Source organism: Peribacillus sp. FSL K6-5616 (genome assembly GCF_038008245.1).
In the GTDB taxonomy this organism is placed as follows: domain Bacteria; phylum Bacillota; class Bacilli; order Bacillales; family DSM-1321; genus Peribacillus; species Peribacillus frigoritolerans.
This window is the reverse complement of record NZ_JBBOYT010000001.1, coordinates 4967485-4993901: the sequence shown is the minus strand read 5'-3', so window position 1 is coordinate 4993901 and position 26417 is coordinate 4967485. Positions and strand designations below refer to the sequence as shown.

The following is a 26417-nucleotide window of genomic DNA, read 5'->3' as shown; positions in this document are numbered from 1 at the left end:
TGAGATGATGAGCATGCAAATCGAAATGCACAATATTTATAAAGCATTTGGTCAAAACAAGGTATTGGAAGGTGTTCATTTTTCTTTAGAGGCTGGGGAAGTGCATGCACTAATGGGGGAAAATGGAGCGGGGAAATCAACCTTGATGAACATTTTGACCGGGCTGCATAAACAAGATCAAGGAACGATCGAGATTAACGGTAAAGAAACCTCCTTCAAGGATTCAAAGGAAGCCGAAGAGGCGGGAATGGCCTTTATCCGTCAGGAATTGAATATTTGGCCCGAAATGACCGTGCTGGAGAATCTATTTATCGGCAGGGAAATGGTGAATGCCTTCGGTGTCCTGAAGACGAAACAAATGAAAGCGCGTGCAAAAGAGATTTTTAAAACACTTAATATTTCCCTTCCTTTTGATAAGGAAGCCGGATTCTGTTCTGTCGGTGAACAGCAAATGATTGAAATTGCCAAGGCGCTCATGACGGATGCCGAAGTCATCATCATGGACGAGCCAACGGCCGCTTTGACTGATAGGGAAATAGAGAAGCTCTTTGAAGTGATGAGGGGGCTTACCAAAAAGGGTGTATCGCTTGTTTATATTTCTCACCGAATGGAAGAAATATTCGCCATTTGTGACAGGATCACCGTAATGCGTGACGGAAAGACAGTCGATACGAAAAGAATTGCAGATACAAATTTCGATGAAGTCGTTCAGAAAATGGTCGGGCGGGAGCTGGAGGACCGTTTTCCTCATCGTGAAGCGAATCCTGGCGACATAGTCCTTGATGTGAAAGGTTTAACCAGAAAGGGGCTTTTTGAAGATATCCATTTCGCGGTTCGGCAAGGTGAGATTGTCGGTGTAGCCGGATTAATGGGAGCAGGCAGAACGGAAATAATGCGCGCCCTTTTTGGTGTCGACCAAATAGACAGCGGTGAAATCACCATTGAAGGCAAGAAAGTTTCCATACGAAAACCAACGGATGCAGTTCGACACGGCCTGGCTTTCATTACGGAAAATCGTAAAGAAGAGGGATTGATCCTCGACTTTTCTGTAAGGGAAAATATCGGCTTGCCGAATCTCAAGAGTTTTGCTCCTAGCGGTATCGTGAAAACGGAAGATGAGATGAACTTTGCCGAAATGATGATTAAGCGCCTTCACGTGAAGACATCTTCTACTGAAACGATCATCGGCAACCTATCCGGAGGAAATCAACAGAAGGTGGTAATCGCCAAATGGATCGGCACTTCCCCTAAAGTTTTAATTATGGATGAACCGACCCGGGGCATAGATGTTGGTGCAAAACGTGAAATTTACGAATTGATGAATGAATTGACGGAACGAGGCATCGCCATCATCATGGTTTCCTCGGAACTTCCGGAAATCATTGGAATGAGCGATAGAATCCTTGTGGTTCACGAAGGTGGGATTGCTGGGGAATTGTTAAAGCAGGAAGCGACGCAAGAAAAAATAATGGCATTGGCGACAGGAGGGAACTAGGATGAAACTTGAGGCTACAGGGAAAAGCGGGATTTGGCAAAAATTTGGTCCGTTACTCGCCCTGGTACTTTTATTTATCGTAATAACCGTTTTAAATCCATCATTCATGGAACCGAATAATATTTTGAATTTATTGCGTCAAACCTCCATCAATGCACTTATTGCATTTGGAATGACCTTTATCATATTGACAGGCGGCATCGACTTGTCCGTCGGTTCCATTTTAGCTCTATCCAGCGCACTCATGGCTGGTATGATGGTCTCGGGATTAGATCCGATCTTGGCCATATTGGTGGGCATTCTACTAGGTGCAATAATGGGTGTAATCAATGGGATTCTCGTTTCAAAGGGTAAGATGGCCCCTTTCATCGTGACACTGGCCACCATGACGATTTTCCGGGGATTAACGCTTGTGTACACGGATGGAAAGCCGATTACTGGAATTGGCGATTCCGTTATGTTTCAGATGCTTGGGAGAGGTTACTTCCTGGGCGTGCCGGTACCGGCCGTTGTGATGATCATCGCTTTCATGATCCTATGGTTCCTGCTTCATAAAACATCCTTTGGCCGTAAAACATATGCCATCGGCGGAAATGAAAGGGCTTCCCGGATTTCGGGGATTAAAGTTGACCGGGTCAAGGTGGCCATATATGGTCTGGCTGGTACGATGGCGGCAATCGCCGGTGCCATTTTAACATCGCGTCTGAATTCGGCACAGCCGACGGCAGGACAATCCTATGAAATGGATGCCATCGCAGCCGTGGTGCTGGGCGGAACGAGCCTTTCAGGCGGTAAAGGGCGGTTGTTCGGTACGCTGGTGGGTGTCCTGATCATCGGTACCTTGAATAACGGCATGAACTTACTTGGTGTATCCTCCTTCTACCAGCAAGTGGTAAAAGGTGCAGTTATATTAATCGCGGTCTTACTTGACCGTAAAAAATCATAAGAAGAGGTGTAATCAATGAAAAAAATAGTAACGATCATCATGGTTCTTTCTTTAATGGTCTTGGCTGCCTGTTCAATGGATTCTGGTCTAACAGATGATAAAAAGGAAAAGAAAGACTCGATGAAAGACGTGAAAGTCGGGGTCAGCATCTCTACTTTAAACAACCCATTCTTCGTTTCCTTAAAAGATGGTATTGAAAAAGAGGCAAAAGAAAAGGGCATGAAAGTCACAGTTGTTGACGCCCAGGATGATACGGCAAAGCAAATCAGCGGAATTGAAGATTTAATCCTTCAAAAGGTTGATGTCCTTCTTGTGAATCCAACTGACTCTGCGGCAATATCTTCAGCCGTTAAAGATGCAAATGATGCGGGCATTCCCGTTATCACGATTGACCGCTCTTCAGACGAAGGCGACATTGAAACGTTCATCGCTTCCGATAATGTGGCTGGCGGGGAAATGGCTGCAGAATATCTAGTTAAAGAGCTTGGCGAAAAAGCGAAAGTAGTGGAACTTGAAGGGGTATCCGGAGCATCAGCAACTCGTGAACGCGGGAAAGGTTTCCATAATATTGCGGACAAGCAGTTAGAGGTCCTGACAAGTCAAACGGCGGAATTCGACCGGACAAAAGGGCTTAACGTAATGGAAAATATCCTGCAAGGCAATAAAGACATCCAAGCGGTATTCGCCCATAATGATGAAATGGCACTAGGAGCCATTGAAGCAATCAAGGCGGCAGGCAAAGACATCATCGTCGTTGGCTTTGACGGAAATGATGATGCTTTGAAAGCAGTTGAAAACGGTGAACTAAAAGCAACAATCGCCCAACAACCGGCACTTATCGGTGAAGAAGCGGTTAATGCGGCTGAAAAGATCTTAAAAGGCGACAAAGTGGATGACACAATATCCGTTCCATTGAAATTGGTCACCAAAGAGTGATTGTCTCCCAAACAAAAAGAGTGCCGGAAATCTTCCGGCACTCTTTTTGTAGTGTTTTGATCTCATTGATGTGATTTTAGTGTGGATATTCAGCTTGAAATGATATCAATAAGAGGGAGATAGAAAAGTGAGTTCATTTTTTTAGGCGGCCCCGTGTCGGAACCGCCCATTACATCTATTGATTGCTAGAGTACACCTTGAGTCAGCATCGCATCCGCCACTTTAAGGAATCCGGCAATATTGGCCCCGACAACTAAATTGCCAGGCGCACCATATGCTTCGGCGGCCTCTATGCTGTTTTTATAGATATTTTTCATGATCTCATGCAGCTTGGCATCGACTTCTTCGAAAGTCCAAGGCATCCTGGCACTGTTTTGGGCCATTTCGAGTGCAGACACGGCTACGCCGCCTGCATTGGCTGCTTTTGCTGGTCCAAAAAGGATGCCGTTATTAAGGAATACATCAATGGCCTCAAGGGTTGAAGGCATATTAGCGCCCTCACCGACTGCCTTCACATTATTTTTGACCAGTAATTTTGCTGCTTCTTCATCGATTTCATTTTGTGTGGCACAAGGCAGGGCGATGTCGCATGGTACAGACCAGATGCCGTAGCTTCCTTCATGGTATACAGCCTCCGGGTGCGCATCGACATACTCGCTTAAACGTTTTCGTTCCACTTCTTTTAGACGTCTAACTGTATCAAGATTCAGGCCATTTTCATCATATATGTAGCCATTGGAGTCGCTGCATGCAACAACTTTAGCGCCTAGCTGTGTAGCTTTTTCAATGGCATAAATGGATACATTGCCAGACCCTGAGATAACGACAGTGCTGCCATGGAATTGTAACCCTTTGTCTTTTAGCATTTCTTCGACAAAGTAAACCGTTCCATATCCAGTCGCCTCTGTACGGGCCAAGCTTCCGCCGTAACTTATGCCTTTACCGGTTAAAACACCGGCATGGTAGCTGCCTTGCATCTTTTTATACTGACCGAACAAGTAACCGATCTCCCTTGCACCGACTCCGATATCACCAGCCGGTACGTCTGTATCAGGGCCGATATAACGAGATAGTTCCGACATGAAGCTTTGGCAAAAACGCATGATTTCCGCATCCGATTTTCCTTTTGGATCGAAGTCCGACCCGCCTTTACCCCCACCGATCGGCTGGCCAGTAAGCGAGTTTTTAAAGATTTGCTCGAAACCAAGAAACTTTATGATGCTGGAATTGACAGTGGGGTGGAAACGGAGACCGCCTTTGAATGGTCCGATTGCACTGTTGAATTGCACACGAAAACCACGGTTGACTTGAACATTTCCCAGGTCATCAACCCAAGAGACACGGAAGGTGATCATTCTTTCGGGTTCTACCAGCCTCTCCAATATCCCGCTTTTCATATATTCTGGATGTTTTGCAAAAACCGGGACCAATGAAAGGAATATCTCCTTTACGGCTTGATGGAATTCACTTTCGTGAGGATTACGTTCCTTTACCTGTGCGTATACTTGACTTACGAACTCTCTGGCAACCTGCAATTCCTCATGTTCGACTTCCTGTGAAGTGGTCATTGTTTTCTCTCCTTTAGTTAAAGTCATAAAATATTAAATAGGGTAAGTCTATCGGTTTTTATATGATACTTTCATGATATAATTTAAAAATGAAACGAACAATCTGAATATTAGATAAATAACATGCTGTTTTGATATGAAAGAGGGAGCTTAGATTGGAATTAAGGCAAATTGAATATTTCATTGAAGTGGCAAAGCGTGAACATATGACGGAAGCAGCAGTGGATTTGCATGTTGCCCAGTCTGCTGTCAGTCGCCAAATATACAATTTAGAAGAAGAGCTGGGTGTGCCCTTATTTATCAGGGAAGGCCGAAAGATTAGATTGACGCCTATAGGCCATACATTTTTATCTCATATGGAACAAGCTATGGATATAATCAATCGTGCCAAGCGTGAGATGGCCGAAAGTCTGGATCCGGAAAAAGGGACAATCCGCATTGGGTTTCCCAGCAGTTTGGCTTCTTATGTATTGCCAAGGGTCATTTCCGACTTCAGGGAAAGTTACCCCCAGGCGAAATTTACATTGAAACAAGGTTCCTATCGCTACCTGATAGATTCTGTGATTAAAGGAAACATTAACATGGCCTTGATTGGCCCCCTGCCGGTGAATGAAAAGAAAATTAAAGGGGAAACGCTGTTTATTGAGAACTTAGTTGCCCTTCTGCCAGAAAGCCATCCTTTGGCCCTGAAGAAATCACTATCCTTGAATGAGCTTCAAGGAAATCCGTTCATCTTATCTCCAAAGGGTTATGTTTTAAGGGATCTCGTTATGAAAGCTTGCAAATTGCATGGTTTTGAACCGGAGGTGGCATTTGAAGGGAAAGATACTGATGCCATAAAAGGCCTGGTGGCGGCAGGTCTGGGTATAACTTTGATACCTGAGATTTCCTTGATTGATAGCTTGCCGCGTTTTACGGTTAAACTGCCGCTGGAGAATCCATCTGTAACCAGGGCTGTAGGGGTCATCGTTCCGACTGATAGGGAACTGATGCCAACGGAGAAATTGTTTTACCAATACTTGAAGGACACTTTTGCCAAATTGGAAGGATTTCAAAAATAGGATGATATCTATTAGAAAAGGCATAAATACAATGAGAGAATCCTTAATCGGGTTCTTTTTTTTGTCGCAAATGTACCTAAGTATTCCATGTAGGCATCCTTAAAAGGGGATAACTTATTTTGAGATAATGAGTTATTGATTTTTATTGAACAGTAATGTGTTAAACCTTTATTTTTGAAAGCGCTTTTATTTTTTTAGAATAAAAATATCACTTACATTATCAGAAAATTCATGTTATTATACGAACAGACATTAACAGACATTCAGGTAGTGGTACGATATACTTAATAGGCTTTTTAAATGAAGACCTTTATTTTTTTTTTTGATTTTCCTAAATTGAATATTCAGATAATTAACGAGGAGTGGAGATAAAGTGAGCAGGAAAGAATACATCAGCGATCGAATGTACAAGGCATCAACAGGGATAGCCAACGCTGTTTTGGTTACATTAGGGATCGGGTTATTGTTTGAATCCATAGGGGGATATTTAGGTTGGGAGGTCTTTCTGGCAATAGGCGGGGCCGCGAAGGTCTTGCTGGCACCAGCTTTAGGAGCAGGAATCGCCTATCAGCTAGGAGGAAATTCATTAATTATCTTTAGCGCCATGGCTTCAAGTGCTGTTGGAGGTGCTGCCATTCACAAAACGGCTGAGGGTGCCTTCACGATTGTTACGGGCCAGCCGCTAAGTGCTGTCTTGGCAGCGGTGATTGCAACATATATAGGTAAGCGCATAATCGGCAAAACGAAGTTGGACATCATGGCCATCCCAATGGGTGCCGTTCTTGTCGGTGGAGTTTCGGGATATGGCCTAGCTCTTGTCACCACTCCGCTCCTAACATGGATAAGCAGTCAAACTACCGCTGCGGTCGAGGGTTCCCCATTAATCGGTTCCATGGTCATAGCCTTGGTATGGAGCATTTTATTGATGACACCGGCGTCTTCCGCCGCATTGGCGATCGCCCTGCAATTAGATCCCGTTTCCAGTGCTGCGGCCCTAATCGGATGTACGGTTCAGTTTGTCGGGTTCACTGTCATGTCTTATAAAGATAATGATATGGGCGGGTTTCTGGCACAGATGGTCGTTACGCCAAAAGTTCAATTTCCTAACCTGATCAAAAAACCATTATATGTAGTTCCGCCTTTTGTGGCGGCAATCATCTGTGCGCCTATCGCTACCTTGGCATTCGATTTTCAAGTGCCGTATGAGCTTGGAGGCATGGGGTTAAGTTCAATGATTGCCCCGATTGCGATCATAACCGGTCAGGGGCTATACACGTTCTTGGTTTATGTGGCAGTGGGGATGGTATTGCCAGCTGTGATCACGCTTGCCTTACATCGCGTATTGAAGATGATGGGTAAAGTTAAGCCAGGCGATCTTCATTTAGAAGTTTCATAATCAAAGTTTTCTTGGAAACCAGCCAGGTTAAGGAACCGGGCTGGTTTTTATTTATAAGGGGATTAGGGTAAAATGGGGAGGAAAGCATTTGCAAAGATAGGATGATATAGATGGGAAAAGAAATCGATATAAAAGTGAAAGCTAAGTTCGTGAGTAAAATCAGCAAGGGTTTTCCCTTGATTGTTAAAGAGTCGATAGCCAATCTTAATGACCTTCAGGAAGAGGGATCCTTGGTGCGCTTGGTGGATGAGAACAACCGCTTTCTGGCAAAAGGATATTATGGCATACAGAATAAGGGCTATGGCTGGATATTGACCCGGAGAGAGAATGAAAAGATCGATCAATCCTTCTTTAACGGAAAAATCCAGGCTGCATATGAATTCCGAAAGTCTTTTTTTGAAGATGGGGAGACTACAGCTTTCCGCTTGTTTAATGGGGAAGGTGATGGAATTGGCGGTTTAATCATTGATCATTATGATGGTCACTATGTCATTAGCTGGTATAGCAAAGGAATATATTCCTTTAAGGACTACATCCTTAAGGCATTGCAGGAAACGGTCGAGGTCAAATCGATTTATCAGAAGAAACGCTTTGATACAAAGGGGCAGTACGTGGAAGAAGACGATTTTGTCATGGGCGAACAGCCGGAATTTCCGCTTCTTGTAAAGGAAAATGGAGTCCATTTTGCTGTTTATCTGAATGATGGGGCAATGGTCGGTGTCTTCCTTGATCAACGCGATGTCAGAAGGAAAATCCGCGATGAATACGCAAAAGGGAAAACGGTGTTGAATATGTTCTCCTATACGGGGGCATTCTCCGTGTTTGCCGCTTTAGGCGGTGCTGTTAAAACAACGAGTGTCGACCTGGCGAATAGAAGTTTACCAAAGACGATCGAGCAGTTCAGTGTGAATGGCATAGATCCTGAAGCTCACAATATCGTGGTGATGGATGTTTTCAAGTATTTTAAATATGCGGTGAAGAAAGCCTTGAAATTTGAAATGGTCATCCTTGATCCGCCTAGCTTTGCCAAATCGAAGAAGTTTACTTTCAGTGCCGGAAAAGACTATACGAATCTACTGAAGGATACCATTTCCATTACGGAAGACAATGGGGTCATTATCGCCTCAACTAATTGCAGTACGTTCGACATGAAAAAATTCAAGAACTTCATTGATGTTGCTTTCAAGGAAATGAATGGAAAGTACGAGATCATGGAACAATTCTCATTGCCGGCTGATTTTAAAACAATTCCTGAGTATAAGGAAGGGAATTATTTAAAAGTAGTCTTCATTAAGAAAATTAAAGGATAAGAAAAGGCGTCCACAGTTCAAGCAGAACTGTGAATGCCTTTTTTATAATGAAAATGTTTCATGTGGAACGATTGGACATTAGATTCACTGGATAGGCCGTTCACTTTTCAAACCTTTCGATACATGAAAGGTAGGTTTCCTGAGAATGCTGTTAGCGATGCAAAACTGGGCTGTATAGTAGGTAAGCATGATCAGTGGACCTGAAAAGGCAACATCATCGATAAATTTGTTCCAAGATAAAATGGAGTCTGAAATCATGAAGAGGACCCCGCCGATGATTGCGGCGGCATTTCCGGTCATAAATGCTGCCCAGCCCATAAGGGAGATGACCGTTACATAGCAGATCACAGGGATGATTAGGTTATGTTCACCTTTTTCGATTAATGAATGTACAATTTCACGGCTAATCCAAGTGGAGTAAATGCTAATCGGAACAATCGTCGCAAATCGGAGCCATGAAAAGTTCCATTGTCCAAAGAATGCCGAAATATAGAAAAGGTGGCCGATCAAGAAGGCGGAAAGCCCGATGACGAACCAAATCAACAAACCATCTCCAAGCATGCAAAAGAATAAACCAAAAAGGATTAAGGATTGGTAACGACCCCGTCTTCCCACATTAGTGCGGGCGTAGAGCAAAATCAATAACATGGGGAGTACCTTGAACAGTATTTTGATGATCAAAGGCTCCTCCGGTATAAGAAAAATATAGTATAGTCCCGTGATAAGGATTGCCCCAGGTAAGCATTTCATTAACATTCCATTCCCTCCTTCAATCTTTAATTCTATGCAAGGGGATGGAACCCCTTGTCAATGAAAGAACTGTTTGAAAGAAAGTCGTGAAAATGAAAAAACTGACCCCTGTTTTAACCAGGAGCCAGTCAGTCATAAGAATCATACGGCTGATTTTTCTTTAACGAAAGCTTGTTTTAACCAGTTTTTTCCCTCAACAAGCCTTGTGACAAGCATGGCACAAACCGTGTTTCCTGTTGAGTTAAGCAATGTAGCGGGAGCATCGATGATCGTGGAGATAACGGCAATGATAGGCAGGACTTCCACAGGGAAGCCGAATACGCTAAGAATCAACATTTCCCCAATCATGCCGCCCCCAGGAATGGCACCCATAACAGCTCCTACCAAAAAGGCAACAGCTAGTATACTTAAAATGCTTGAAATGCTTGTCATATCCTTTCCAAATAAGCTGAATAGGAAAACGATTTTCAATACACCGCCGAATACCGAACCATCTTTATGAGTGTTGGCTCCGAGTGGGATGACAGTCTCCGCTATATCCTTAGGCACGCCCATTTTCTTGACTGATTCCAGGTTGACTGGAATGGATGCTGCACTTGAACAAGTTGCGATGGCTGTAATGGATGGTGTCAGGGCATTTTTCCAAAATAGTTTAACTCCATCTTTCCCGCCGGCAATAAAGGCATACAAAGTGAAGAAGCCGAAATAATAAATCAAGGCCAAGACTAGATAAAGAATGAAAGTGCGAGCATATCCTTCTAAAATCTGCGGCCCAAGCTGCCCGATAATCGCCGCAAAATAAGCACCAAGTCCAATTGGCGCATAGTACATGACGATTTTGACGACCTTCATCATGACAGCTGTACCTGCTGTCAAAAACTCAGTAATCGGTCTTGCTTTCTCACCGACCAGTGCAGTGGAAAGTCCAATTAATACGGAGAAAACGATAAGCTGAAGCATATTGCTTCTGGAAAACAGTTCTGGAAAGTCGGAAACGGTTACAGTGCTGACCAGTTGACTGAAGAAGGAAACTTCTTCGATGGTCTCTTCAGGGGAACTGTTTTCCATCAGTTCTTTAATGGCTGTCGTATCTGTACCCTCCAACGGATTGACGATGGTTGTCCCAATAAATCCAATGACGGCAGCTAAAGCAGCCGTTGTCAGGAAAACGAGAACGATACTTCCCATAATTTTTCCGAGACGCTTCATTCCGCTCATATTGGCAATCGCTGAAGCAATGCTGAAAAATACCAATGGCACGATGATCGTGAACATCAGATTTAAGAATAAGTCCCCTAGCGGCTGTATGATCGAGGTTTTCTCCCCGAAAACCACGCCCGCTATCCCACCGATAATGATGGCAGTGAGCAGTATTAAAGAGGATCGATAGTTTTTGATAAAGCTCTTCATTTAAATTCAGTCCTTTCAGGATGAAGATATCAATAAAAATATACTTCATTATCAACTCTAAAATCGGGTTTGACAATATTTTTTTATAGGAAGGAATGTTAAAGGAATAAATGCAATAAATAATAATGGGGAATGGATGGTGAAAATATCGAGAAGGAGGGATAGAATGGCATTTGTTGAGGTGGAAGAAGGCGTTCGGTTGTTTTATGAGGAAAAGGGCCAGGGGAGACCGATTATCTTTATCCATGGTGTGTGGATGAGCAGCCGGTTCTTTAAAAGGCAGCTGCCGTACTTTTCAGAAAAATATAGAACGATATTGCTTGATTTAAGAAGTCATGGCCAGTCAAATCATGTACATTATGGAAATACGGTATCCGTTTATGCAAAAGATCTTCATGCGTTCATAGGTGAACTGGGATTAAAGGATGTCATACTTGTAGGCTGGTCGATGGGGGCATTTGTCGTTTGGGATTATCTTAAGCAATTCGGTGAGGGAAATATTCATTCAACTGTGATCGTGGATGAATTGGCCTCTGATTTTAAGTGGCCCGATTTTCATATCGGTGCATTTGATATGGAAACGTTGATTGCCTTCATGACAGAAATTCAAACGAATCGTACCCCATTTTTGCAAAAATTCCTTACTTCCATGTTCAACAATGAATTATCTGCAGAGGATGCAGGCTGGATGCTTGGGGAAGTGACCAAAATGCCGGAATCCATTGCTGGCAGCATTCTATTTGACCAATCGATTGTGGACTATCGTTCCTTCTTGCCGGCAATCAATGTACCCACACTTCTCTGTTTTGGAAGACATGAAAAAGTCATTCCTGTAGCAGCTGGAGAACATTTGCATGAAAACATTCCGAATTCCAAACTAGTAATCTTTGAAGATAGTTGCCATTGTCCGTTCATGGAAGAAAGCGAGTTGTTTAATGAAACCGTGAATGGCTTCATTCAAAAGGGTGTATAGTCGTACAGGATAGGGAAAAGGGATGCAGGGTTCGTGCCCGCATTCCTTTTATTCATGGTTATAAATCAAATTTTTCTGTTAACTAAACGGTTTCGGCAAGAAATAAGGGGAATACTGGTACTAAGGACGTCATTGGTGCAGGGTTAATGGAATTGTTAAATTAAATGGGTAATATTTTTATATCCTTTTCACAGGAATTGGGCTATTATGAGGTGGATTTAAGTTGGTGTGATCGTTTATCTGTTATTGAGAGAAACTCATGCAGGAAGTGATGGTGAGGATAAAATGGATGATCGTTTACCATACAATGAAATTATAGATGTATGTTTACTTGCGGGAAAAATCATGCTTCAGAACGGAGCGGAAACATCAAGGGTGGAAGATACGATGGTTAGGATCGCTGCAGCGTTTGGGTGCGGTGAATCACACAGTTTTTCGACCCCTACTGGAATTATTTTTTCGCTGGATGGCATGCACCCAGCGTCAAAATTGATCCGGGTTTCCCAACGATCTACAGATTTACATAAGGTGACGCTGGTTAATAGTATATCCCGAAGCATTTCCAGCAAGGAAATGACACCGGAGGAAGCATATTTACGGTTAAAACAAATCGAAAAGGCCGGGATGGGGTATCCAATGTGGGTGCAGGTCTTTGCTGCATTTATAGCGAGCGGCTGCTTTTTAATCATGTTCCAAGGACAGTGGAGTGATTTCATCTGGTCCTGTATAGCTGGAGCAATGGGGTTCTCATGCCTGCTTTATTTGCACTGGTTACTGGAAGTCCGTTTTTTTGCTGAGTTCATCGCCTCTTTAGTCGTAGGATTAGTAGCTTTGCTCTTTGTCCAGATTGGTGTTGGAAGTCATTTGGATACGATAATCATTGGAGCGGTGATGCCGCTTGTGCCAGGGCTGTTAATTACGAATGCAGCCAGGGATTTAATTGCAGGGCATTTGGTTTCGGGTCTATCCAAGGGTGCGGATGCAGGTTTGACTGCTTTAGCCATTGGGGCAGGAATATCGGCCGCGTTTGTTTTCTTATGATTTTAGGGGAGGAAGAATGATGGTTGCACAGCTTATTACAAGTTTCATTGCCTCAGCCGCCTTTGGAGTCATCTTCAATGTACCAAAAAATTCATTGTTTCAATGTGGTTTCGTAGGGATGTTGGGGTGGATCTTATACTTTGCTCTGGTTGAAAATGAGATAAACAGCATCATTGCAACATTAGCGTCTGCATTTATCGTTGCGGTCATCAGCCAGTATTTTGCTAAAAGGTATAAAAGGCCGATCACGATTTTCAATGTATCGGGAATCATCCCCCTCGTGCCTGGAGGTTTGTCGTATGATGCGATGAAGCATTTTGTCGGAAATGATTTTTATGTCGCCGTTCAGCTGGCAGCCAAGGTTTTCATGCTGGCTGGTGCCATTGCGATGGGGCTGATCTTTGCCGAAGTCATGAACCAGTTAGTAACTAAGTACAATAGAAGGAAGGTAAGATTGAGAAGTTAGCGGGAATCTTCCTGATGAATATGTTCTGAAAAAAGAGAAAGGAGAGCAGGCCGAAGCCTGCTCTCCTTTCTCTTTTTAATATTTTAAAATAATAATGAATCTAGTTTATATAGGATCTTTCATCCCAGTGTTGGCAGTAACCAAAATTTCGTCGAATTTTTTGGCCTCAGCTTTTTTGCTTGACAGAAGTGTTCCGGCGATGGCTGCGATAAAACCAATCGGGATGGAGATGATGCCTGGGTTGGCAAGTGGGAATAATGGTTCCCCAACGAATATTGCCGCTCCCTCCACTGGTGACCAGACATTGGGACTTAGGAATACAAGCAATAAAGAACTGACCAGTCCAACTAACATGCCCGTTACAGCCCCAGCCGTGTTAAAACGCTTCCAGAATACCGTGAAGACAATGATGGGCAGATTGGCACTGGCAGCGACGGCAAAGGCAAGTGAAACAAGGAAGGCGACATTCATGTTTTGGGCAAATAAGGCCAGGATGATGGAAAGGATGGATACTCCGATGGATGCCCAACGGGCAGCAACGACTTGTTCTTTGTCGGTGGCTTGACCTTTCCGGATGATGTGGCCATAGAAGTCATGGGCAAAAGCAGATGCTGCCGATAGAACGAGACCTGCGACAACCGCTAAAATGGTAGCGAAAGCAACTGCAGAGACAAAGGCGAACAGGAAGTCGCCCCCAATGGCTTCGGCAAGCAGCGGAGCAGCCATATTTCCGGCCGCATTCGCGGCTATTATTTTGTCGTAACCGACAAAGGCTGCCGCTCCAAAGCCGAGGAAAATGGTCATTATATAAAAGATGCCAATGATCCAAGTGGCATATACTACTGACTTTCGGGCTGTGATGGCGTCTTTCACCGTAAAGAAACGGATAAGAATGTGAGGTAGTCCAGCCGTACCGAGTACAAGCGCTAAATTAAGGGATAAAGTATCCAAAGGATCCTTAAATTTGTTACCGGGGTTAAGGAAATCCCCGCCCAAAGGAGTGGCTGTTTTCATCTGCCTGAACATCTCGATCACGCTAAAGTCAAATTTCGCCAACACGATGATGGAGATGATGAATGTTCCTGCCATCAATAAAACGGCTTTAACGATTTGGACCCAACTGGTGGCCGTCATACCGCCGAAAACGACGTATACGGTCATTAAAACACCTACAATGATGACGGAGTAAAGATAATCAATTCCAAGTAAGAGCTTTATAAGGGCACCTGCACCGACTAATTGGGCGATCATATAAAAGGTTGAAATCGAAATGGTGTTAAGGGCAGCAACCCCGCGTACTTTCTTTTCATTGAAACGGGCAGCGATCATATCCGCCAATGTATACTTGCCAAGGTTACGAAGCGGTTCGGCCACAATATAAAGAACGACCAGATACGCAACCAGAAAACCTATGCTATAGAAAAAACCGTCAAATCCAGAGAGTGCGACCATGCCGGCTATTCCCAAAAATGAGGCGGCGGACATATAATCTCCCGCAATGGCCCAGCCATTCTGCCAGCCAGTGAGGCTGCTGTCAGCCGTATAAAAGTCCGCGGTCGTTTTGGTGCGCCGTGAAGCAAAATAGGTAATGACCAATGTTAGTCCGACAATGATAAGAAATAATATAAAAGCAAGAATATTCATTGTGAATTCACCTTTTATCCTTTCGCTTCTTTAACGATTTTTTCTACTAATTTGTCAAATGTCGCCGCTTTTCTGGAATAGAGGATGCATAATGTCCAGGTCATGATAAATTGGGCGAAGGCAAAAATCCAGGCCCAGCTGATTGCCCCGAAAGCATAGGAGTTAAGAACTTTAGAATAGGAAGTTAGTATGGGTAGGGTGAAATAAAAGACCATGAAAAAGATAGATAGCGGGACGATGAAGTTGCGTTTTTTCCTTAAGAGTTCTTGAAAAGATTGTGATTGGACGATCTTGGTGTAGTCCGTGGAAGCGCTTACCTCGGTTTCCTTAGCGATTGAATCGTTTGATGCCAAGTTGGTTCCCCCTTCATCATTATTGATTTTGTTTTCGTTACCATTTTCCGATAACAGTATCAGTATATATTTTTCAGAATATATTGTAAATTCAAATGCTGGAATTAAAGTTTTTTTCGTTCGACATAGTTTTTTCTTTTTACGCACAAGCAAAACCATTAAGGAAAAGTTAAGCTTCTTTCACGATACTGGTTTCAACGAAGGAAACCTGAAAGGAGAAAAGTGATGAAAAAGTTGATAACGATAGGTACCGTTTTAGTGCTGGCGATTGGGGGGAGCGTTTGGTTTTTCATGAAGGACAATGCTGAGCCTGCCATTGCGAAATCGGTGACGGCTACAGTAGAAAAGGGAGATCTTGAAGTTCAAATAAGCGGTTCCGGATCGGTCGCCGCAATCAATAGTGAGGACATTACATCTTCCATAACGGGTGAAGTGGACGAAGTTCTGGTAGAGAAGAATGAATTGGTTGAGAAAGGTGATGAACTTATTACCTTCACGGATGGAAGTGACCCGATAACGGCCCCATTCGATGGTACCGTTACAACAATGGATGTTGAAGAAGGTGATCGTGTATCAAGCAGTGAAGTGTTGGCACATGTTACGGATTATAAAAAATTGAAAACCACGATCAGTGTTGATGAATTGGATGTTCCAAGTGTTAAAAAAGGACAAACGGTTGAAATTAAAGCCAGTGCTTTTGAAGATGAAACGTTTACGGGGGAAGTGACCAGTGTAGCAAAGGAAGGTACATATGAGAATGGAGTTTCTTCATTCGATGTCACTATCAAAATTGACAAACCCGGCGATATAAAAATTGGGATGTCGACTGAGGTGAGCATTTTGACGACTAGTGTAAAGGATGCTTTATATGTTCCGATTGAAGCAGTCCAAATCGACGGGGAAGAGAAATATGTGAATATACAACAATCCGATACAACTGAAGGAGCTGCCAGTACAAAGAAAGTGGTTGAGACTGGAATCAGCAACGATAGGTATATTGAAATAACTTCAGGGCTTGAAGAGGGACAGTTTGTTTCCTTGCCTATCACCATCAATGAAAGCTCCACTGGCAGCGGCGTCGAAGGAATGAGGGGAGGCCAAGGAGGCGAGGTAAGAATGCAGAGCGGCAGCGGAATGCCAAGCGGCGGGATGCCAAACGGTGGCGGAATGCCGAGTGGAAAGGGAGGTCAGTAAAATGGCGAAACCCATCATAAAAATTAAGAACATGTCCAAGTCTTATGAATTAGGCGGTGAAACGGTCAAGGCACTTCAGGATGTCTGTCTTACAATCGATAAAGGCGATTTCATTTCGATCATCGGTCCTTCTGGGTCAGGGAAATCGACGTTCATGAATATGATTGGCTGCCTTGACAAGCCTGACATAGGTGAATATCTTCTTGATGGTAAAGAAGTGGAGAAGATGAAGGATAATGAGTTAGCTGCCATCCGTAATATTAAAATAGGATTCATCTTTCAAAATTTCAACCTGTTGGCAAAACTGACAGCATTGGAGAATGTCGAACTTCCCCTGGTTTATAGAGGGGCAGGCGTGAGGGAAAGAAGAGAAGTGGCCAATGCGTGCCTTGATATGGTGGGCCTTGGTGACCGGAAGAATCATCTGCCTACCCAACTGTCGGGTGGACAGCAGCAAAGAGTTGCGATTGCAAGGGCACTTGCCGGTAATCCTCCCGTTTTATTGGCGGATGAGCCGACGGGGGCGCTTGATAGTAAAACGAGTAAAGAAGTGCTGCAGATGCTGAAAGAATTGAACGGAAAGGGACAAACAATCATTCTTATAACCCATGACTTGGAAGTGGCTAAGGAAGCGACTCGTGTCGTCCGGATACAGGATGGTCAGCTATTTGAAAACGGAGGTGATTGGATTGAACCTGAGCGAATCAATGAAGATGGCTATACGCAGTATCAAAACCAATAAAGTCAGAGCATTTTTAACCATGCTTGGGATCATAATTGGAGTTGCCTCCGTAATCGTCCTGGTTTCGATTGGGAAGGGTTCCTCACAGTCCGTTCAGGATGAGATCAATAGCCTGGGAACGAACCTGATAACGGTAAGTGTCACGGATACCGACTCCGTGGAGCTGACGGATGATACAATTGAACAGTTTAAAGAGCTGAGCGGGATATCGGAAGTGGCGCCTGTGGTCACTGGACGCGTTTATGCCAAGAACGGAGAAGCTACGGTGCAGGTTTCAATGACCGGTGCAACTTCATCCTACTTATCAGTTAGGGATCTAGAGCTCAGTCAAGGCCGGTTTTTGACGGATATGGAAACGGAATTACGCTCCAAGGTCGTTGTCCTGGGGTCGGATACAGCCACCACGCTTTTTGAAAATCAAAAAGCCGTGGACCAGAACGTGCTTATCGGCGGTGTTTCCTATCGCGTGATCGGTGTCCTGAAATCGGTAGGCACCTCAATGGGATCGAGCGGGGATGATGTCATCATTGCACCTATCACCACTGTCGAAAGGGCTACAGGCAGCACGACAATCGGAACCGTCTATTTAAAAGCGGAGAACGAGAATATCATGGATAGGGCAATGTACCAGGTACAAGGTGCGATGACCACATCATTCCCAGAACAGAGTGATAACTACTCGGTTTCCAATCAAGAAGATCTGATGGATACAATGAGCTCTGTATCGGACACGTTCACACTCATGCTTGGCGGTATTGCCAGTATTTCGTTACTGGTAGGCGGAATCGGGATCATGAATATCATGTTGGTTTCCGTCTCGGAGAGGACAAAGGAAATCGGGATTAGAAAAGCAATTGGGGCAAATCGGAAATCGATTCTTCTTCAGTTTTTAATTGAAGCGATGGTCCTGAGCTGCTTTGGGGGACTGTTGGGAGTTGGAATTGGCTTGGGAATCGCAAAATTGATTTCAGCTTTTTCAAGTTTAACGATTAGTTATTCATGGACGGTGACATTGTTTGCCTTTTTATTCTCCATTTTAATCGGGATAATGTTTGGTGTATTTCCTGCCAATAAGGCATCCAAATTAAATCCAATCCAGGCACTGCGTCACGAATGAACATACCATTTTGAAAGAAAGCAGGCATTAAAAGCCCGCTTTCTTTTGCATATGAAAAAGGATAAAATCAACATATATCACAATTGAGGCGGTTGGGAGGTACCCTGAATGAAGGTTTTGGTGGTAGAAGATAATGTTTCATTATTAGAGTCGATCCGACAGATTTTGACGGATGAATATGAAGTCGATACAGCGGATAATGGGGAAGATGGGCTATTCATGGCTCAACAAAGTATTTACGATATCATCATTTTGGATGTAATGCTTCCGGGAATCGATGGATTTGAAATCGTACGGAAAATCAGGGAAGCAAAAATAGATACAAGTGTCTTGTTTTTGACGGCAAAAGATGCACTTGAGGATCGTGTCAAAGGGTTGGAAATGGGTGGCGATGATTATTTGGTCAAGCCGTTTCAGGCACCGGAACTTAAGGCCAGGATTCGTGCCCTGCTTCGAAGGAGTGGCATTATTTCGCTAGAACAGCATGTGAAATACCGTAATATTGAACTGTTGGAAAAAGAAAAGGATATTTTGGTTGATGGAAAGGTCATTAAAATGACCTTGAAACAGTTTGAATTACTGGAATACCTGATTCAAAATAATGGGAAAATATTGACCCGTGAGCAGATTTTCGACCGCATTTGGGGGTTTGATTCAGATACGACGATTGCCATTGTGGAAGTGTTCATCCATCACCTTAGAAAAAAATTGGAACCTTTCAATTATCATAAAGATATTCAAACCGTTCGGGGTATTGGTTATATGCTAAAACAACCATAAGGGGATCATTATGTTCCAAAAAACAAGGCTTCAACTAACAATATTGAATTCTATCGTCTTTATTGTCTTAATAGCCATATTAAGCAGAACGATTTATTTCTATACGGAAGACCAGATCTATAAGGATGTCAATGATTCACTTATAAAGGATTACCGGGATTTCAATAATGGCGGCATGCCAGGCGGACGTCCGCAAGGTGAGTTTCTCTTAGGACCGGGGCCAAGCGTCATCGTTTGGGGACCGGATGATACGATCATTGAGCCAAGACTGAGTGTAGATAATTTTTTTAAGGTCAATGAACAAAAATTTTTCCCTAAAACTTTTGATGACATTGAAGAAATATCAGTGAATGGATACACGTATCGGGCCCTTTCCACCCAGGTCGATACGGGGTATGGACAGATGGCCGTACAATTCATCAGGAATGTGGATACAGAAAAGGAAATGCTCGATCGCTTGCTGCTCATATTGTTTGTTGGTGGAGGAATTGGAAGTCTCGTGGCGGTGGGCGCTGGCTATCTTCTGGCAGGACGGGCCTTGATCCCGGTCAAGAAATCCTGGGATCAGCAGCAGCAGTTTGTCTCGGATGCTTCGCATGAAATTCGAACGCCGCTTGCTGTTATTCAATCGCGGGCTGATTTGCTGTTTCAATCACCTAACGCGACAATCGAGGAAAAAGCCGTTGATATATCCATCATTTCGAAAGAAGTCCGCCGATTGAATAAGCTTGTTAACGGACTTTTAACCTTGACCAGAACCGATTCGAATCAAATGGAGGTTAAGAAATCGAACTTTTTCCTTGATGACCTACTTATGGATATCGTGGAACAGTATACGGATATAGCATCTTTTCAAGAGAAATCAATCATTAGCCATGCTCCCGGACAGGTAGTGTTTCATGGGGATAAAGAGAGAATTCATCAGCTATTGGTGATCTTGGTGGATAATGCCATGAAATTCACCGAGGAAGGCGGGGAAATTTCCCTATCCTGCATCAAGAATGCTTCATCCATCATACTTACTGTAGAAGATAATGGAATAGGCATTCCACAGGAAGAACTCCCCTTGATTTTTAACCGTTTTTACCAAGTGGAGCAATCCCGTTCGGCAAATGAAGGCTCTGGCTTAGGACTATCCATAGCCAAATGGATTGTAAACACACATCAAGGGAACATCAAGGTTACAAGTGAGCAGAATGAACGGACCCGTTTTGAAATCACTTTTCCGAGAAATCAAAGGAAAAACTAGCTGCCAGCCAATATGAAAAAGACCCTTACTTTCTTCCTTGCTGCTTAAGGAAAAATTAAGGGTCTTTTTAGATAATCATCTTATAAATACATTTATTTTCGGAGGAGAATCATTGATGAAAAGACTTGGTAGGTTACACTTTTTGGTTGGAATATTGGTTTCGGTCCTCTTAATGGTCCAAGCAGTCATCGGGATCATGATGTATGTGGATGGCAGCGGCAATGAGCCAATGAATCGACAGGCGGTGATGGGTCAGCCTGCCGACCGCAGCAATACAACAGATTCGGATGATACGGAAAAATCGGCTAATAGCAGTACGGCGACAGATGATTCATCGACGGAAACGGCAACTAATGATGCGCAGGGCACTCCACAAGGGGGGCCTAATGGTTCCGGGACTCCAGGAGAAATGCCAAGCGGCGGCGGTTTCCAAGGCAGAGACTCTTTTGCTGGGAAATTCATCGACTTTTATCAAGGGGCAGGTGGCTTGGCCGCATCCATCATCATCTTTGTAATTGGAGGGGCAGGATTAGCGACAACGGTGATTACAAGAAAAACAGCTGCCTGAATAGTGGATATTATTTGAGGCAAGAGAAGGTTCCTTTCGAAGGGGAGCCTTCTTTTTTTATTCACGGAACCCATTATTGTCACTAATTGTTATTTTAAAAAGGGAAATAATAATTGCACTAAAAAAAATATTAGTTTAATATAGACTTCTGGAGAGGTACGTACATGTATTTTGGATGAAAGAGAAAACGTTTGCATAAATTATTTGAGGGTATCCTACTATTAATGCACGAACCTTAAATTCACCCTTAGTGGAGGCAGAATATATGAAATTTCTGATTGCAATTTTAGGACTGCTTATCGTTTTTGGACTAGCTATCTTAGTCAGCAGTGACCGGAAGAAAGTTAAAATTAAACCGATCATCCTCATGGTGGTCATTCAGCTTGTTTTAACTTATTTATTATTAAACACGAAGTTTGGCTTAGTGATCATCAATTCAATTGCCGATGGTTTCGGAAAACTTTTGGAATGGGCAAATGAAGGGATCACCTTTGTATTTGGCGGGATTGTAAACGAAGGAGCATCGCCCTTCTTTTTAAATGTCCTTCTTCCTATCGTATTCATCTCCGCATTAATCGGGATTTTACAGCACTTCAAGATCCTTCCGTTCATCATGAAGTGGATTGGATTCGTTCTAAGTAAGGTGAATGGGATGGGTAAATTGGAATCTTACAATGCGGTTGCATCAGCAATAGTAGGCCAATCCGAGGTTTTCATAACCTTGAAAAAACAACTCGGTGCCATTCCGCCATCTCGGATGTATACGCTTTGTGCATCAGCCATGTCAACTGTATCGATGTCGATTGTCGGTGCTTATATGACAATGATTGAACCAAAGTACGTTGTGACGGCCATTGTTATTAACATGTTTGGTGGATTTATCATCGCATCCATTATCAACCCTTATACAGTAACGGATGCAGAGGATATTCTCCCTGTTGAAGAAGGGGCAGAGAAGCAGTCTTTCTTCGAAATGCTTGGGGAATATATAATGGATGGGTTCAAGGTTGCCATCACTGTAGCGGCGATGTTAATTGGTTTCGTTGCTTTAATCGCCGGGATCAACAGTATATTCGACATGATTTTCGGTATCAGCTTCCAAGACATCATGGGGTATATCTTTGCACCGTTTGCGTTTATCATGGGTATACCGATTTCAGAAACCGTGACTGCTGGCGGAATCATGGCGACGAAACTGGTAACCAATGAATTCGTTGCCATGCTGAGCTTAGGGGAAGCATCAGCTGCCTTGAGCGAAAGGACGATAGGGATCGTTTCGGTTTTCTTGGTTTCCTTCGCCAATTTCTCATCAATTGGTATCATTGCCGGTGCAGTCAAAGGACTTCATGAAAAACAGGGGAATGTTGTAGCCCGTTTTGGTTTGAAGCTGCTATATGGTGCGACTCTTGTCAGCATCCTATCAGCGATCATTGTAAGTGTGATACTTTAAATAACGGATTTAACATAAAAGGGCACTTGGGTTTACTCCTAAGTGCCTCTTTTATGTTTGTTACGCAAAGGTAGAATTTTTGAATTTGAAGGTGCTTGGCTTGCTGGTATATAATACATAAAATGACAGGCGTGAAAGGGGAGTTTTAGGATGACGATGGATGGAAAAGAAACAGCTATCTTTGCAGGAGGCTGCTTTTGGTGCATGGTTGCTCCCTTTGATGAAATGGATGGTATCATTTCAGTGACATCAGGTTATACAGGCGGTGAATTTGCCGCTCCAAGTTATAAACAAGTGATTACCGGTGCGACTGATCATGTCGAAGCGGTTCAAGTGGTATTCGACCCATCAATCATTTCCTATAAAACGTTATTAGAGATATTCTGGCAGCAAATCGATCCTACGGATGACGATGGACAGTTCTCGGATAGGGGAAAGCAATACAAGGCAGCCATTTTCTATCTTAATGAACGTCAGAAACGGGAAGCAGAACAATCGAAGGAAGATTTAATGATGAGCGGGCGGTTTAAGAAACCTATTGTTACGGGTATTCTACCCTCGGGGCAATTTTACGCCGCTGAGGAGTATCATCAAGAATTCTATCGGAAAAATCAATTTCGCTATGCATTGTACCGTAAAGGCTCAGGCCGGGATGCTTTCATTAAAGAAAATTGGCCTAAGGATCATGCACACCTTAGAAAGACCTTAACGGAGAGCCAGTTTCATGTCACCCAGGAAAATGGCACGGAGCCGCCTTTCGATAATGCCTATTGGGATCACTTTGAAGAAGGCATTTATGTGGATGTCGTTTCCGGGGAGCCCCTATTCAGTTCGCGGGATAAATATAATAGCGGTTGTGGGTGGCCAAGCTTCACGAAGCCCATCATGTCGGCAAGCGTCAATGAAAAAATGGACCTCAGCCACCGAATGACCCGGACCGAGGTGCGCAGCAGGGATGCCGATTCACACCTTGGACATGTTTTTCCCGATGGCCCAAGTCCTAAAGGCACGAGATATTGCATAAACTCTGCGGCCCTTCGATTCATCCCCAGAAATGAAATGGAGAAAGCGGGATATGGAGATTTATTAATACTATTCAAAATGAAATAACTAGGGAGATAGGGGAACACAAATGGATAAAATAGATGAAAATTTATATCGATATATTCTTGATAACTCGCCGAAGATTACGGAAAATTGGCTGGCTTTAAGGGAAAAGCAGTCTGGGTCCATCTATTCAATAGATTCTAATGAGGAAATCGAAAAGCTGCTTAGGGAACAGAATACTTTGACTATCAAGACAGTGACAAGTGCTCTACTTGAAGATAAAACTGCTTTTATTGAAACGATGGAGGAGTGGGCCACACTTGTCGCGAAGAGCAGGGTTGAATCGGACACCCCCATTTACGAAGTGTTGGAAGCGCTTAATAAGGTGCGTGAAACATATTGGGCATTCATCACTGATTATATGCTCATGGATACGAAGATAACGAAAGAAATAATCATCCGGTGGAGCCGGCTTATTAATCATGCCTTCGATCAATTGAACCGTGAGTTCACCGAGCAGTATTACCTTTTGACAAAACAACGTTTGTCAGCTCAACAGGAGCTGATTAATGAACTGGGCGCACCTGTCATTCCCATTGTTGATGCCATTGCGGTATTGCCGTTAATCGGTGAAATCGATACCTATCGGGCAAAGGAAATTTTGAATGGGACTCCAAGCAAATGCATTAGTAAAAATATCACCCACTTATTCATCGATTTATCGGGAGTCTCCCTTTTGGATACGATGGTTGCCCAACAAATCTATCAATTGATAAGTACCCTGAACCTGTTAGGCATTCAATCGACCATTTCCGGGATTCGACCTGAAGTGGCCCAGACATCGATTCAGTTAGGTCTTGATTTTAGTCAGGTTTCGACACATAGTACTCTTAAACAAGCCCTTTCCAAGCAAGGGATCAAGCTATACGAGAAAAAATGATATAAGGGTGCAGTAAATGAAAAAAACCAGATCCGCTAGGAATCTGGTTCTTTTTCGTGATTCTATAACTTGAATGAACTTTTCAACCCGACGATTTGGTTGAAGACCAAGTGATCGGCCGCAGTAAGTTTTGAATCAACATTATAATAGCCATGCCTGAAGAATTGGAATTTATCCTGAGGTTTAGCATCTTTCATGTTAGGCTCGACAAATCCTTGTAGAATTTCGATAGAATCAGGGTTTACCCGGTCCAGGAATGATTTTTCTTCCTCTTCATCATTTTCCTTATCCAAGATTAACGGCTGAAAGTTGCGGAATTCTGCTGAAACCGCTTGTGAAGCTTCGACCCAGTGCAATGTACCTTTTACTTTACGGCCAGTGAAGCCCGATCCGCTTTTCGTTTCAATATCGTATGTGCAGCGAAGTTCAATGACATTACCGGCGTCGTCCTTTATCACTTCTTCACATTTAATGAAATAAGCATGTTTCAAACGGACTTCATTGCCCGGGAAAAGTCGGAAATACTTTTTCGGCGGGTTTTCCATGAAATCGTCCTGTTCGATATATATTTCACGTGAAAACGGGATTTGGCGTGTACCCATTTCCGGTACTTCCGGATTGACCTCAGCATCCAGCCACTCTATCTCGCCTTCAGGATAGTTGGTGATGACCACTTTAAGGGGGTTCAGGATGGCCATAGTCCGTGGAGCCTTCAGCTTTAAGTCTTCCCGCACGAAATGATCAAGCATTTGAGAGTCTACGATACCGCTTGTTTTGGCGACACCTATCTCTTGGCAGAATGCACGAATCGCTTCGGGTGTATACCCGCGTCTCCGCAAGCCTGAAACGGTAGGCATCCGAGGGTCGTCCCAGCCGTCCACGAAGCCCTCATCGACAAGCTGCTTCAGTTTTCGCTTGCTCATTACTGTATTGGTCAGGTTAAGACGGCCAAATTCATATTGCTTTGGTTTGCTTTCCATTTCACAATTCTCAACGATCCAGTCATAAAGAGGGCGTTGATCTTCGAACTCAAGCGTACAAATGGAGTGCGTGACTCCCTCGATGGCATCTTCAATCGGGTGGGCAAAGGCATACATTGGGTAGATGCACCATTTGTTGCCGGTATTATGGTGTTCAGTATGGGAGATACGGTATATGACGGGATCACGCAAATTAATGTTGGGTGAGCTCATATCGATTTTTGCACGCAATACTTTTGCGCCGTTTTCAAATTCGCCGCTGCGCATCTTTTCAAATAGTTCAAGGTTTTCCTCAACGGTTCTATTGCGGTAGGGGCTGTCTTTCCCTGGTTCTGTCAGCGTTCCGCGATATTCACGGATTTGGTCGGCATTAAGGTCGTCCACATATGCCAGTCCTTTGTTGATGAGCAGCACAGCTCTTTTATACATTTCATCAAAATAGTCGGAAGCGAAGAAAAGGTTATCCCAGTCGTAGCCGAGCCATTTTACATCTTCCTTAATGGAGTTTACAAACTCAATATCCTCTTTCAATGGATTCGTATCATCGAAACGAAGGTTGGTTTTCCCATTGAAATCATCAGCCACCCCAAAATTCAAAATGATGGATTTGGCATGCCCGATATGTAAATATCCGTTCGGCTCAGGAGGGAAGCGGGTGATGACATGATCATGTTTTCCGGACTCTAGGTCATCTTTTATAATATTTTTAATAAAATTCGAAGAGTTATTTTCCAACTGAATTCGACCTCTTTCATTTATATACTTCTTTTAATTTTACCTGTATATATACCATAAATACAGATATTTTTCCATGTTCGAGCCGGAATCACGGTTTATCTGAAACAATTCATCAAGTATTTAGTTTGTACAATCCGAGCGGAAATATCCCTGAAACTTTAATCATGTAATTTAGGTAACGACCTAACTGGACATTAAAGAAACAAATTAAACCTTTTTCATCTAAAAAAAGCAATACAGGGATTCACGCCTGTATTGCTTAT

General features: G+C 43.4%; 24 protein-coding genes. 18 read left to right on the top strand and 6 right to left on the bottom strand.

Annotated features, from left to right (window positions below; all coding sequences use genetic code 11):
* Positions 1 to 13 precede the first annotated feature (13 nt).
* Genes MHB45_RS24260 through rbsB form a run of 3 tightly spaced genes read left to right on the top strand, consistent with a single transcriptional unit; the run spans position 14 to position 3377 of the window.
* On the top strand, positions 14 to 1495 hold the full coding sequence (locus MHB45_RS24260) for a sugar ABC transporter ATP-binding protein (RefSeq protein WP_048685643.1): 1482 nt from the start codon (positions 14 to 16) through the stop codon (positions 1493 to 1495).
* 1 nt (position 1496) lies between these two features.
* Positions 1497 to 2441, top strand: coding sequence for an ABC transporter permease (locus MHB45_RS24255; RefSeq protein WP_034316083.1), 945 nt, complete (start codon positions 1497 to 1499; stop codon positions 2439 to 2441).
* 15 nt (positions 2442 to 2456) lie between these two features.
* The gene (gene rbsB / locus MHB45_RS24250) at positions 2457 to 3377 is read left to right on the top strand and encodes a ribose ABC transporter substrate-binding protein RbsB (protein WP_048685645.1); all 921 of its coding nucleotides are present in this window, start codon (positions 2457 to 2459) and stop codon (positions 3375 to 3377) included.
* A 185-nt stretch (positions 3378 to 3562) separates the two neighbouring features.
* Here rbsB and gdhA read toward each other — a convergent pair whose 3' ends face one another.
* On the bottom strand, positions 3563 to 4945 hold the full coding sequence (gdhA, locus tag MHB45_RS24245) for an NADP-specific glutamate dehydrogenase (protein WP_053536971.1): 1383 nt from the start codon (positions 4943 to 4945) through the stop codon (positions 3563 to 3565).
* Positions 4946 to 5100: 155 nt separating this feature from the next.
* Between gdhA and MHB45_RS24240 the strand changes: the two genes are divergently transcribed.
* From MHB45_RS24240 to MHB45_RS24230, 3 genes are all read left to right on the top strand, one after another.
* The gene (locus MHB45_RS24240; protein ID WP_048685649.1) at positions 5101 to 6006 is read left to right on the top strand and encodes a LysR family transcriptional regulator; all 906 of its coding nucleotides are present in this window, start codon (positions 5101 to 5103) and stop codon (positions 6004 to 6006) included.
* A 403-nt stretch (positions 6007 to 6409) separates the two neighbouring features.
* Complete coding sequence (locus tag MHB45_RS24235; RefSeq protein WP_048685684.1) at positions 6410 to 7402, top strand: PTS transporter subunit IIC; 993 nt, start codon at positions 6410 to 6412, stop codon at positions 7400 to 7402.
* Between the two features lie 110 nt (positions 7403 to 7512).
* On the top strand, positions 7513 to 8712 hold the full coding sequence (locus MHB45_RS24230; protein ID WP_340908121.1) for a class I SAM-dependent rRNA methyltransferase: 1200 nt from the start codon (positions 7513 to 7515) through the stop codon (positions 8710 to 8712).
* A gap of 84 nt (positions 8713 to 8796) precedes the next feature.
* Here MHB45_RS24230 and MHB45_RS24225 read toward each other — a convergent pair whose 3' ends face one another.
* Complete coding sequence (locus MHB45_RS24225) at positions 8797 to 9468, bottom strand: lysoplasmalogenase (RefSeq protein ID WP_161922054.1); 672 nt, start codon at positions 9466 to 9468, stop codon at positions 8797 to 8799.
* A 135-nt stretch (positions 9469 to 9603) separates the two neighbouring features.
* Positions 9604 to 10872, bottom strand: a complete 1269-nt coding sequence (locus tag MHB45_RS24220; RefSeq protein ID WP_048685655.1) for a dicarboxylate/amino acid:cation symporter — start codon at positions 10870 to 10872, stop codon at positions 9604 to 9606.
* 166 nt (positions 10873 to 11038) lie between these two features.
* Between MHB45_RS24220 and MHB45_RS24215 the strand changes: the two genes are divergently transcribed.
* The 3 genes from MHB45_RS24215 to MHB45_RS24205 all read left to right on the top strand — a co-directional run bounded on the left by MHB45_RS24215 (position 11039) and on the right by MHB45_RS24205 (position 13352).
* Positions 11039 to 11845 carry an alpha/beta fold hydrolase gene (locus MHB45_RS24215; protein ID WP_048685656.1) on the top strand — a complete coding sequence of 269 codons (807 nt, stop codon included), beginning with the start codon at positions 11039 to 11041 and terminating at the stop codon, positions 11843 to 11845.
* Positions 11846 to 12130: 285 nt separating this feature from the next.
* Entirely contained in the window at positions 12131 to 12886 is a 756-nt protein-coding gene (locus MHB45_RS24210; protein ID WP_048685686.1) for a threonine/serine exporter family protein, read from the top strand.
* 16 nt (positions 12887 to 12902) lie between these two features.
* Positions 12903 to 13352, top strand: a complete 450-nt coding sequence (locus MHB45_RS24205; protein WP_176702809.1) for a threonine/serine exporter family protein — start codon at positions 12903 to 12905, stop codon at positions 13350 to 13352.
* Positions 13353 to 13457: 105 nt separating this feature from the next.
* Here the strand turns inward: MHB45_RS24205 and MHB45_RS24200 are convergent, their stop codons facing one another.
* Both MHB45_RS24200 and MHB45_RS24195 read right to left on the bottom strand, forming a co-directional pair.
* Entirely contained in the window at positions 13458 to 14996 is a 1539-nt protein-coding gene (locus tag MHB45_RS24200; RefSeq protein WP_260088788.1) for a solute symporter family protein, read from the bottom strand.
* Between the two features lie 14 nt (positions 14997 to 15010).
* A complete protein-coding gene (locus MHB45_RS24195) occupies positions 15011 to 15331 on the bottom strand; it encodes a DUF485 domain-containing protein (protein WP_373689814.1) in 321 nt (106 codons plus the stop codon).
* A 243-nt stretch (positions 15332 to 15574) separates the two neighbouring features.
* Between MHB45_RS24195 and MHB45_RS24190 the strand changes: the two genes are divergently transcribed.
* The 9 genes from MHB45_RS24190 (at position 15575) to MHB45_RS24150 (ending at position 24436) form a co-directional block, all read left to right on the top strand.
* Positions 15575 to 16543 carry an efflux RND transporter periplasmic adaptor subunit gene (locus MHB45_RS24190; protein ID WP_048685662.1) on the top strand — a complete coding sequence of 323 codons (969 nt, stop codon included), beginning with the start codon at positions 15575 to 15577 and terminating at the stop codon, positions 16541 to 16543.
* 1 nt (position 16544) lies between these two features.
* A complete protein-coding gene (locus MHB45_RS24185; protein WP_048685665.1) occupies positions 16545 to 17285 on the top strand; it encodes an ABC transporter ATP-binding protein in 741 nt (246 codons plus the stop codon).
* A complete protein-coding gene (locus MHB45_RS24180) occupies positions 17233 to 18402 on the top strand; it encodes an ABC transporter permease (RefSeq protein ID WP_284706186.1) in 1170 nt (389 codons plus the stop codon). The genes MHB45_RS24185 and MHB45_RS24180 overlap by 53 nt, the downstream gene beginning before the upstream one ends.
* Positions 18403 to 18510: 108 nt before the next feature.
* On the top strand, positions 18511 to 19182 hold the full coding sequence (locus MHB45_RS24175) for a response regulator transcription factor (RefSeq protein ID WP_048685667.1): 672 nt from the start codon (positions 18511 to 18513) through the stop codon (positions 19180 to 19182).
* A 10-nt stretch (positions 19183 to 19192) separates the two neighbouring features.
* The gene (locus MHB45_RS24170; protein ID WP_048685669.1) at positions 19193 to 20431 is read left to right on the top strand and encodes a sensor histidine kinase; all 1239 of its coding nucleotides are present in this window, start codon (positions 19193 to 19195) and stop codon (positions 20429 to 20431) included.
* A 115-nt stretch (positions 20432 to 20546) separates the two neighbouring features.
* Positions 20547 to 20999: a hypothetical protein gene (locus tag MHB45_RS24165; protein ID WP_048685671.1), complete on the top strand. Its 453-nt coding sequence runs from the start codon at positions 20547 to 20549 to the stop codon at positions 20997 to 20999.
* A 265-nt stretch (positions 21000 to 21264) separates the two neighbouring features.
* Complete coding sequence (locus tag MHB45_RS24160) at positions 21265 to 22449, top strand: NupC/NupG family nucleoside CNT transporter (protein ID WP_048685673.1); 1185 nt, start codon at positions 21265 to 21267, stop codon at positions 22447 to 22449.
* Positions 22450 to 22599: 150 nt separating this feature from the next.
* A complete protein-coding gene (msrB, locus tag MHB45_RS24155) occupies positions 22600 to 23559 on the top strand; it encodes a peptide-methionine (R)-S-oxide reductase MsrB (protein ID WP_048685675.1) in 960 nt (319 codons plus the stop codon).
* Between the two features lie 22 nt (positions 23560 to 23581).
* Positions 23582 to 24436: an STAS domain-containing protein gene (locus MHB45_RS24150; protein ID WP_072272186.1), complete on the top strand. Its 855-nt coding sequence runs from the start codon at positions 23582 to 23584 to the stop codon at positions 24434 to 24436.
* Between the two features lie 62 nt (positions 24437 to 24498).
* Here MHB45_RS24150 and MHB45_RS24145 read toward each other — a convergent pair whose 3' ends face one another.
* Complete coding sequence (locus MHB45_RS24145; protein ID WP_048685677.1) at positions 24499 to 26151, bottom strand: glutamine--tRNA ligase/YqeY domain fusion protein; 1653 nt, start codon at positions 26149 to 26151, stop codon at positions 24499 to 24501.
* Positions 26152 to 26417 lie beyond the last annotated feature (266 nt).

What these genes read in the sequence shown, in the direction of transcription:
- rbsB (WP_048685645.1), top strand. Translation starts at nt 2,457, where the DNA reads ATGAAAAAAATAGTAACGATCATCATGGTTCTTTCTTTAATGGTCTTG.
- MHB45_RS24230 (WP_340908121.1), top strand. Translation starts at nt 7,513, where the DNA reads ATGGGAAAAGAAATCGATATAAAAGTGAAAGCTAAGTTCGTGAGTAAA.
- MHB45_RS24150 (WP_072272186.1), top strand. Translation starts at nt 23,582, where the DNA reads ATGGATAAAATAGATGAAAATTTATATCGATATATTCTTGATAACTCG.
- MHB45_RS24175 (WP_048685667.1), top strand. Translation starts at nt 18,511, where the DNA reads ATGAAGGTTTTGGTGGTAGAAGATAATGTTTCATTATTAGAGTCGATC.
- MHB45_RS24165 (WP_048685671.1), top strand. Translation starts at nt 20,547, where the DNA reads ATGAAAAGACTTGGTAGGTTACACTTTTTGGTTGGAATATTGGTTTCG.
- MHB45_RS24260 (WP_048685643.1), top strand. Translation starts at nt 14, where the DNA reads ATGCAAATCGAAATGCACAATATTTATAAAGCATTTGGTCAAAACAAG.
- MHB45_RS24205 (WP_176702809.1), top strand. Translation starts at nt 12,903, where the DNA reads ATGATGGTTGCACAGCTTATTACAAGTTTCATTGCCTCAGCCGCCTTT.
- MHB45_RS24190 (WP_048685662.1), top strand. Translation starts at nt 15,575, where the DNA reads ATGAAAAAGTTGATAACGATAGGTACCGTTTTAGTGCTGGCGATTGGG.
- MHB45_RS24170 (WP_048685669.1), top strand. Translation starts at nt 19,193, where the DNA reads ATGTTCCAAAAAACAAGGCTTCAACTAACAATATTGAATTCTATCGTC.
- MHB45_RS24200 (WP_260088788.1), bottom strand. Translation starts at nt 14,996, where the DNA reads ATGAATATTCTTGCTTTTATATTATTTCTTATCATTGTCGGACTAACA.
- MHB45_RS24220 (WP_048685655.1), bottom strand. Translation starts at nt 10,872, where the DNA reads ATGAAGAGCTTTATCAAAAACTATCGATCCTCTTTAATACTGCTCACT.
- MHB45_RS24210 (WP_048685686.1), top strand. Translation starts at nt 12,131, where the DNA reads ATGGATGATCGTTTACCATACAATGAAATTATAGATGTATGTTTACTT.
- MHB45_RS24215 (WP_048685656.1), top strand. Translation starts at nt 11,039, where the DNA reads ATGGCATTTGTTGAGGTGGAAGAAGGCGTTCGGTTGTTTTATGAGGAA.
- MHB45_RS24160 (WP_048685673.1), top strand. Translation starts at nt 21,265, where the DNA reads ATGAAATTTCTGATTGCAATTTTAGGACTGCTTATCGTTTTTGGACTA.
- MHB45_RS24235 (WP_048685684.1), top strand. Translation starts at nt 6,410, where the DNA reads ATGTACAAGGCATCAACAGGGATAGCCAACGCTGTTTTGGTTACATTA.
- MHB45_RS24225 (WP_161922054.1), bottom strand. Translation starts at nt 9,468, where the DNA reads ATGTTAATGAAATGCTTACCTGGGGCAATCCTTATCACGGGACTATAC.
- MHB45_RS24255 (WP_034316083.1), top strand. Translation starts at nt 1,497, where the DNA reads ATGAAACTTGAGGCTACAGGGAAAAGCGGGATTTGGCAAAAATTTGGT.
- msrB (WP_048685675.1), top strand. Translation starts at nt 22,600, where the DNA reads ATGACGATGGATGGAAAAGAAACAGCTATCTTTGCAGGAGGCTGCTTT.
- MHB45_RS24185 (WP_048685665.1), top strand. Translation starts at nt 16,545, where the DNA reads ATGGCGAAACCCATCATAAAAATTAAGAACATGTCCAAGTCTTATGAA.
- gdhA (WP_053536971.1), bottom strand. Translation starts at nt 4,945, where the DNA reads ATGACCACTTCACAGGAAGTCGAACATGAGGAATTGCAGGTTGCCAGA.